Annotated in this window: 6 protein-coding genes; 5 read left to right on the forward strand and 1 reads right to left on the reverse strand. The window is 59.5% G+C overall.

Annotated features, from left to right (window positions below):
* Positions 1 to 198: 198 nt before the first annotated feature.
* The 5 genes from H5U08_RS05625 (at position 199) to H5U08_RS05645 (ending at position 7,229) form a co-directional block, all read left to right on the forward strand.
* Positions 199 to 1,062, forward strand: a complete 864-nt coding sequence (locus tag H5U08_RS05625; RefSeq protein ID WP_297031115.1) for an ATP-binding cassette domain-containing protein — start codon at positions 199 to 201, stop codon at positions 1,060 to 1,062.
* The gene (locus H5U08_RS05630; protein WP_297031117.1) at positions 1,059 to 3,353 is read left to right on the forward strand and encodes an ABC transporter permease subunit/CPBP intramembrane protease; all 2,295 of its coding nucleotides are present in this window, start codon (positions 1,059 to 1,061) and stop codon (positions 3,351 to 3,353) included. Before H5U08_RS05625 ends, H5U08_RS05630 begins: the two co-directional genes overlap by 4 nt.
* 144 nt (positions 3,354 to 3,497) lie before the next feature.
* A complete protein-coding gene (locus H5U08_RS05635; RefSeq protein ID WP_297031119.1) occupies positions 3,498 to 4,751 on the forward strand; it encodes an amidohydrolase family protein in 1,254 nt (417 codons plus the stop codon).
* 228 nt (positions 4,752 to 4,979) lie between these two features.
* Positions 4,980 to 6,407 carry a sulfatase gene (locus H5U08_RS05640; RefSeq protein WP_297031120.1) on the forward strand — a complete coding sequence of 476 codons (1,428 nt, stop codon included), beginning with the start codon at positions 4,980 to 4,982 and terminating at the stop codon, positions 6,405 to 6,407.
* Between the two features lie 126 nt (positions 6,408 to 6,533).
* Positions 6,534 to 7,229 (forward strand): DUF1080 domain-containing protein, encoded by a 696-nt coding sequence (locus H5U08_RS05645; RefSeq protein WP_297031121.1) that lies wholly within the window; start codon positions 6,534 to 6,536, stop codon positions 7,227 to 7,229.
* Positions 7,230 to 7,459: 230 nt separating this feature from the next.
* Here the strand turns inward: H5U08_RS05645 and H5U08_RS05650 are convergent.
* The coding region (locus tag H5U08_RS05650; RefSeq protein WP_297031123.1) for a hypothetical protein at positions 7,460 to 8,409 on the reverse strand (950 nt) is incomplete at its 5' end.

The following is an 8,409-nucleotide window of genomic DNA, read 5'->3' on the forward strand; positions in this document are numbered from 1 at the left end:
GAAAACTGTGACCATGGGAAAACTTTGAACAGCATCCGGGGAGGCCTCGACCGCCAACAGCCGATTCAATGAGCGATCGAGAGGCTTCACGTTCGAGCGCTCGCCGACTTTGTCATGGGTTTGTCATGAGACAGCGCGGGCGGCGGCAGATCTTTTGAGCGTCCCCGGGGGTTCGGCAGGCTAGATGAGCATATCCTCATGTCCAGCGTGGTCGTGGAAAATCTCGCCAAGCATTATGACGACCTTCGTCGGGGACGGATTGTGGCCCTGGAGGGACTCAGTTTCGTGGCCCGAGCCGGCGAGGTTTTCGGCCTCCTGGGCCCCAATGGGGCGGGAAAAACCACCACGCTGCGGATCCTTGCGACGCTCCTCAAGCCGACATCCGGCCGGGCCGTGGTCAACGGCTTTGATTGCCTCACCCAGCCCGACGAAGTCCGACGGTCGATCGGATTCATGTCCGTCAACACGGCCGTGTATGACCGCATGACCGCCTGGGAAATGGTGGAATACTTTGGACTTCTCTACGGGTTGCCGCGGGATGTGCTGCACGCCCGCATGGAAGAGCTTTTCCATCGCCTCCGCATGTGGGAGATCCGTGACGTCCTGGGCGCCAAGATGTCCACTGGGATGAAGCAAAAGGTCTCCGTGGCCCGCGCCCTCATTCACGATCCCCCCGTGCTCATTTTCGATGAACCCACCGCAGGCTTGGACGTGCTCGTGGCACGAGCGCTGCTCAAAACCATCGGAGAGCTGCGTGATCAAGGGAAATGTGTCATTTTTTCCACGCACATCATGCGCGAGGCAGAAAAGCTCTGCGACCGCATTGCTATCCTTTATCGGGGCAAGATTCTGGCCGCGGGCACATTGTCGGAACTCCGCGACAAGTACCGCGAAAATGATCTGGAAGAACTCTTTTTCCGTCTGATTACCCAGGTCGAATCGGAAGGCCGCCAGCCGGAAGCAACGCAGGAGGAAAATCGCCGTGAACCGTGCGAGCGGGACATGGTGGGAACTGAAATCGACACCCAGACCGGATCACCCGCAATAAACCGTCGGACATGACGTGGCGAAACGTTCGCATCATCTTTGCCCGCGAAATCCGCGATCAGTTGCGCGATCGCCGGACGATCTTCATGGTGGCGGTGCTCCCGGTGCTGCTCTACCCCCTGCTGGGTTTGAGCTTTTTTCAAATTGCCCAGTTCATGGGGGAAAAGCCCAGTCGGATACTGGTTATCGGCGCTCGGGAACCGCTCGATCCCCCGCTGTTCGAAAACAATCGCTTTTGTGAAATATTTTTTGCAACTCCTGGGGAAGCCCGTCTTCTGGAGTTGACTTTTCTCCGCGAGGAGCCCGAGGATCACGTCCTGCCCAGAACGACTGAGGGCTGGGAAGCCCTCGCCAAGGAAGCCATCACATCGCAGAATTTTGACGCCGTACTGGTGTTTCCACCGGGATTCGCGGGTGAACTTGCGCGATTCCGGGAGGAGATCCGCCGACAGTTGGCGGCACACTATCCTTCCGATGTTCAGAATCCGGCCCATGCAGGTTCTCAACCTCCCGGGCCGGAGAGCCCAGACGAATCGAATAACTCCGGCGCGATCCCGGCCGGGAAGGGTCAACCGGTCATTGTGGCGCGGTCCGCCATTCCCTCGCCGCAGATTTACTTTTCATCCGCGCAGGAAAGATCGCAAACCGCCTACAATCGATTGCAGCGCGTCCTGGAACAATGGAGCACCCAGGTGATGATCGCCAATCTGGCGGCCGCTCAGTTGCCGCCGGAAGCCGCTCGCCCTTTCCGTCTGGAAATCGCGGATGTCTCGGCGGGAACGTCGCTTCAGGGAGCTGCTGTTTGGGCCAAGATTTTCCCCATCCTGCTGGTCATCTGGTCCCTCACCGGCTCGTTCTATCCAGCAGTGGATCTGTGCGCCGGAGAAAAGGAGCGGGGAACGCTGGAAACACTTCTTTCCAGTCCGGCCAGCCGGAAAGAAATCGTCCTCGGCAAGCTGGCCGCCGTCACGCTTTTTAGTATGGCGACTGCGGTCCTCAACCTGGTCAGCATGGGGCTGACAGGGTGGCTGGCGTTCGGCAACCTGCCGCAGTTTTCCGCTCCTCCGCTGTCCTCGGTCCTGTGGCTGGGACTGGCGCTGTTACCGACTTCGGCCGCGTTCAGTTGTTTGGCGTTGGGCATCGCCGCATTCGCGCGAAGTACGAAAGAAGGCCAGTACTATCTGATGCCGCTGCTTTTTGTCACGCTACCGCTGGTCGGCTTGCCCATGGCGCGAGGTCTTGAACTGGACCTCGGCACATCTCTCATTCCGATCACGGGCCTGGTGCTGTTGCTGAAAACCCTCATCGAGGGGCAGATCGCCGAGGCCCTCCGCTTCGTCGCGCCGGTGACTGCGGTGACTCTGGGCGGATGCCTTCTCATGCTCCGCTGGTCTGTCCAGCAGTTCAATCGCGAGCAGGTGCTCTTCCGGGAGAGTGAGCGATTTGATCTCAATGCCTGGCTGCGGTACGCCACACGCCGGCGTTCCGTTCCCACTCCGGCGCTGGCACTTCTGTGTGGGGTCAGCATTCTACTGATTCGTTTTGTGCTGACACAAGCTCTTGCCCGGACTTCGGCGACCCTCAGTTTCATGCAGCAGGCGCTCATCACGCAGTTGGTTGTGGTCCTCCTGCCGGTGGCGGTGATGACGTGGCTGTTCGTGGACAGGCCGCGCGACACACTCCTTCTGGGATGGCCCCGCTGGCAGCACATCCTGGGTGCGGCGCTGCTCGCCGTTGTTCTGTGTCCTGCATTCAGTGCATTCAAATTGTGGGTGACGAGAGTGTACCCTCTCGATCCGGCCATCGCGGAGTACCTCAAGCAGCTTTCCACAAGCGTGCCGGACTGGCCGACGCTGCTGTTCGTGATGGCTCTCGTACCGGCCGTATGCGAAGAACTCGCCTTCCGAGGATTCGTGCTCTCCGGCTTTCGGAGTGGTCTGAGGTCTCTGGAGGCCGTGGTGTACTCCGCTGTGTTTTTCGGCCTCACCCATGCCCTTATGCAGCAGTCGGTGGTGGCATTTGTGGCGGGACTGGTGCTGGGAATGCTTGCCCTTCGCACGGGCAGCCTTTACCCCTGTGTGGTGTATCATGCTTTGCATAACGGTCTCGGTCTGGCTATGGGATCGATCACCGCCGAGTTCTACCGCCAGAATCCCTGGCTGGAATCCCTGGCCAGTTGGACGGAGGACGGCCTGATGTTTCGCGGGCCGATCGTGGCCGCCGGCATTCTCGCCGCTGGACTGATTGTCTCCTGGATGATTCCTCCCTCGGCATATCGGGTGGCCGCCGAGGACGACGCCGATTGAGCTGGGGTCGCAACACTCGCTGGGAATAAGCTGTGATCTCCAAAATAATTCGATACGACTCCCACCGTAGAACTGATGCCCGAGTTCCGAATTTATCGACTGTCCGCTGACTGGGTCATATCCCCCGGAGAGTCTCCTCGCCGGTTGGGCAGTGTTTTTCTCTACCAGGATCGCGTGCTGGCTGTTGCGGATGGTTCCTCTTCCGGTCGCGTTGCGGAGGAGCTGCGGGCCAGCCTGCCCGAAAGTGCACGGATCGTCGTCGAAGAGCATGCCTATCCGGGCTGTGCAATCCTTCCCGGACTGATCAATGCCCACACCCATCTGGAGTTGAGCGGTTGGAACAGAGGTTTTACGGAGGGCCAAGCTCTGTGGGACTGGATTCCCACCGTGGTCGTGTTTCGCCGATCGGCGGCCTACCGTCCGGCGGAAGCCCTCCACCGCGGTATCCAGGAATGTGTTGCGGGAGGTGCCTGCGGAATTGTTGACATCGCGCAGCCCGGCTGGCCTGCCTGGTGGCTGGAAACAGTCTTTCCCCAACAACATTTATCTTCCCAGCCGTGTCCCCGTGTGCTCAGCCTTCTGGAGTGCATCGCCGTGCGGGAGGATGTGGTCGGGGCACTCCCTGCCCGAGTGGACGCCCACCGCCGCGCCTGTGCGCTGCTGGGGGTAGACCCGGGAATCAGTCCCCATGCCCCCTATACCGTCCCGCCCGCCGTCCTGCGGCAACTCGTTTCATACGCCAATGCCCGGGCTCTTCCAGTGGCCATCCACCTTGCCGAGACAACAGAGGAAGGAGAGTTTCTTCAACACCAGACGGGGCCGTTTGACAAGATGTTCGCCGAGCTGGGAATCAATGTCCGATCTCTTTTCGGAATCGGTACAAGCTGGGCCGAGTACATCACCATTCTTTCCCAGAGCCGTCCCCTTCTGGTTGTCCACGGGAATTATCTGACATCGCTTGAGCGGAGTTTGCTCCGCCGATTGGCCCGGCGGGCTGCGGTGGTGTTCTGTCCGCGAACACACTGCCGCTTCGGGCATGCGCGTTATCCCCTCGACGACTACCTGGCAGCCGGGATTCCCGTGATTCTCGGAACGGATAGTCGCGCCACCAATCCCGACCTGAGCATTCTACGGGAACTGCAAACTGTACGGGAACTCTTTCCCCACTTGCCCGCCGCGCAAATCCTTGCCATGGCAACTTCCCAACCGGCGAAGGTCTTGGGATGGCGAGGCTGGGGATATCTGCGGGACGGGGCCTCTGCCCAGATCACGGTCGTCAAACTGGGCGATCAATTCGCGGAACGAGATCCCCTGGAAGCCGTGCTAAGTCCCCAGACGACCGTTCGTGCCGTCTGGATCGACGGCCAAGCGGCGTACTCTGCGGACAACGACAATTAGCCCGTGCTTTTGGAAAAGGACGGTGCGGTGTCTCGCCCGCAGCCGTGTGCCGCCCCCGGGTTATCAGGACGATACCTTTCCGGAACTCATTCGTCTTGCAAAGGGAAGCCAGCTTTTGCTTCCTCCCTCCGCCACGGTGGTTTTGCCGCCATCGGCGTTTATAATGGGGGCGAAAACATGTTGACCCGCCCCGGGCAATTCCTGCGAGATCCTGTGGGAGGTCCTGCTATGCATCGACTGACACACGTTTTGGCGCTGGGCTTGATCCTTCCCCTAACTGGCACGGCCCTGGCCCAGGAATCGCCCCACAAATCGTGGAATGTCGTCGTCATTCTGGTGGACGACCTGGGAGCCACCGATCTTGGATGCACCGGCAGCCGATTTTACGAAACACCCCACATCGATCGTCTCGCCTCGCAGGGGATGCGTTTCACCCAGGGCTATGCCGCGTGTACCGTGTGTTCACCCACCCGGGCAGCCCTCCTGACGGGCAAGTATCCGGCGCGGTTGCACCTGACCGACTGGATCCCCGGCCATGTTCGTCCGCGGGCCAAACTTCGCGTTCCCGATTGGACGATGTACCTTCCCCTCGAAGAACTCACCCTCGCCGAACGGCTCCATCAAGCAGGTTACGCAACGGCCCATGTGGGAAAATGGCACCTGGGTAACGCCCCCTATTATCCCCAGCATCAGGGATTCGATCTGAATATTGGGGGAACGCAATGGGGTTCGCCCGGCAGTTACTTCTGGCCGTACGGAAAAGACAACCGCCGCGTTCCCCTGGAGGGCGGTCACGAGGGGGAATATCTCACCGATCGCCTCACGGATGAAGCCATTAAGTTCATCAGTGCCAACAAGGAAAAGCCCTTTTTCTTGTATTTTGCCCACTATGCCGTGCATACGCCGCTCCAGGCCAAGGAACAGCTTGTCCACTACTACGAAAAGAAGCTCGCAGAAGCGAATGCCCGGGGAGACGACCTGGATGGCCAGCAATGCCCGGTTTACGCCGCGATGATCCATAGTTTGGATGAGAGCGTCGGCCGGATTCTCGACACCCTGGACAGCCTCCAACTGACCGAGCGCACGATCGTCATCTTCACATCCGACAACGGTGGACTGGTTTTGCCGGCCTGCCAAAAACGGCCCGTGACCCACAACATCGGCCTGCGGGCGGGAAAAGGTTCGGCCTACGAGGGTGGCGTCCGCGTTCCCTGGATCATTCGGTGGCCTGGGGTGACCGCTCCAGGAAGCGTCTCCCATGAACCGATCATCACGATCGACCTCTATCCCACCGTCCTCGACATGCTCGGCCTCGCCGACGATCCTTCGCACCATGCCGACGGCATCAGCGTGGCCCGTGTCCTCCGTGGTCAGGGATCGTTGCCCGACCGTGCCCTGTTCTGGCACTATCCGCATTACCATCCCGGCGGCGCTACGCCCTACAGTGCGGTGCGGCACGGTGACTGGAAATACATCCACTTCTATGAGGATAATCATGGGGAGCTGTACAATCTCAAGGACGATCCCGAGGAATCACAGGACCTTGCCAGCCGTTTCCCGGAAAAGGTTGCAGAGCTCCGGGCAACCCTGGAGAAATGGCTGAAAGAGGTCAACGCCCAATTCCCCACCCCGAATCCCATCTACCGACCTGAATAACCCTCCTGAAAACACGAAACCCACCGACCAATCGGAATTTGGCAATCAGCGAAGGTGATCTGTCCCATTGGCTATGGGGCCGTGGGGCGCGTGTGAGTGTTGGTCCTTGAACAAGGAGATGGCACCATGAGGAAGTCCGTGTGTTGGCTCCTGTGCGGCGTTCTGGCGATGGGATTGGCCGCCTCGGCGGTCGCAGAAGACGGCTGGATCACTATTCCGATCAAGCCGGGTCTGCCGGGCTGGAAGCTCAAGGGAAGCCCCGAGCAGAGCAAATGGCAGGTGGGAACGGCGGCCGTCGATCCGAATGATCCCCGCGCCCTCATCTGCAAACCCGGTGGGGAAGAACTCGTGAACGTCGGTTCCCATGGTGTGGACATCTACACCGAGCAGACCTTTGGCGATGCCATCATCGAGATTGAAGTGATGGTTCCCAAGGGTTCCAACTCCGGCATCTACGTCATGGGCGAATACGAGATTCAGGTCCTCGATAGCTACGGCAAGGAAAAGCTGGGCATGGGAGACATGGGCGCGCTCTACAGTATCGCCGTTCCCAAGGTGAATGCCTCCAAGAAACCCGGCGAGTGGCAAAAGTACGTCATCGAGTACCGTGCCCCGCGTTTTGACGCCTCAGGCAAGAAAATCGCCAATGGCAAGCTGGTCAAAGTGGTGCTCAACGGCCAGGTCATCCACGAGAACCTGGAGCTGCCTTCCCAAACCCCCGGCGGCGTCACCGGCAAGGAAGTGCCCCGTGGCCCCATCATGCTTCAGGGTAATCACGGTCCGGTGGCCTATCGCAATATCCGCGTCAAGCCGCTCGACTGATTCAAAAAACCTGCCCGATGGGCCCAAAGGCGGAAATCATCCGCTCGCTTGAGCCGCTCCGAGTGACGCTCCATCCACCGGCCCCCTTGCCTTCCCGGCACGGTGAAAAAAACAAGCGGGGTGTCTTGGCGACACTCCGCTTGCTTGTTTTCTTGTCGTCCCAGGACTGAACGTTGTCGCTTTGTCCGCGTTCGTCCGGGATGCCGCTTCGCGTTTTCCGAGTCCGTGGATCAGAACTCGACCGTGCAGCCGGTCAACTTGTCCCGAAGCTGTTCGACCCCAGCTTCCGTCACCCCGCTCTGCTGGAGCGACAACTTTTTCAGGGATGCAAGTTTCACCAGATGGGGCACGGCCTCGTCGGTGACGTTGTGACACTCCTTGAGCGAGAGCGTCTGGAGCTGGGAAAGATTGACCAGGTGAGCCAGCCCGGCGCTCGTGATCGGTGTTCCATCCAGAATCAGTTCTTGCAGTTGCTTGAGTTTACCGACATGGGCCAGCCCGGCATCGGTGATTGTCGTGTGCCAGAGATCCAGACTCTTCAGATTGGGGAAATTGAGCAGGGCCTCGGCGGTCGTGTCATCCGCCTGCGTCTCAGCCAGATCCAGCTCTTCGAGATTCTTGCAGTCGGTGAGTTCCTTCAGTCCATGCCCGGAGATGTAAAGTCCGCGGAGAAAGAGCTGCCGCAACTTGGTGAGCGGCTTGAGCGCGGCGATGCCATCATCCGTCACCCCATAACAACGCATGAGGTTGAGCGTTTCCAGATTGGTGAGCGATGCAAGCTGTTTCACGCCGGCGTCGGTAATTCCAGAATCCTCCAGAGCGAGGTCCTTTAAATTGGTCAACTGGGCGATCGTGGCCACGCCCGCATCGGTAACGCTGGGTTGGTTCCGCAACTTGAGGGCCCGCAATTCTTTCAGGTCTTTCAGTTGTTCGAGGCCCGCATCCGTGATCATGACACATCCCCGCAGGTCCAGGTTGCGGAGCTTCTTGAGCTGTCCCACCCACTTCATGCCGGCATCGGAAAAATTGTTGTAAAGCAGCGCCAATTCCTGAAGATTTTCCAGCGTCACCAGGTGCTGAAGCCCCTCATCCGTCAAATTGGTGCTCCGCCGCAAATTGAGCGACCGCAGGCTTTTGATCTGCCCCAGAAACTTCATTCCGTCGTTGGTGATGCTGGTGT

The organism is Thermogutta sp. (assembly GCF_014359955.1).
GTDB lineage: Bacteria > Planctomycetota > Planctomycetia > Pirellulales > Thermoguttaceae > Thermogutta.

Excerpts from the sequence above, each read along its gene's own strand:
- H5U08_RS05625 (WP_297031115.1), top strand. The coding sequence starts at position 199 with ATGTCCAGCGTGGTCGTGGAAAATCTCGCCAAGCATTATGACGACCTT.
- H5U08_RS05630 (WP_297031117.1), top strand. The coding sequence starts at position 1,059 with ATGACGTGGCGAAACGTTCGCATCATCTTTGCCCGCGAAATCCGCGAT.
- H5U08_RS05640 (WP_297031120.1), top strand. The coding sequence starts at position 4,980 with ATGCATCGACTGACACACGTTTTGGCGCTGGGCTTGATCCTTCCCCTA.
- H5U08_RS05645 (WP_297031121.1), top strand. The coding sequence starts at position 6,534 with ATGAGGAAGTCCGTGTGTTGGCTCCTGTGCGGCGTTCTGGCGATGGGA.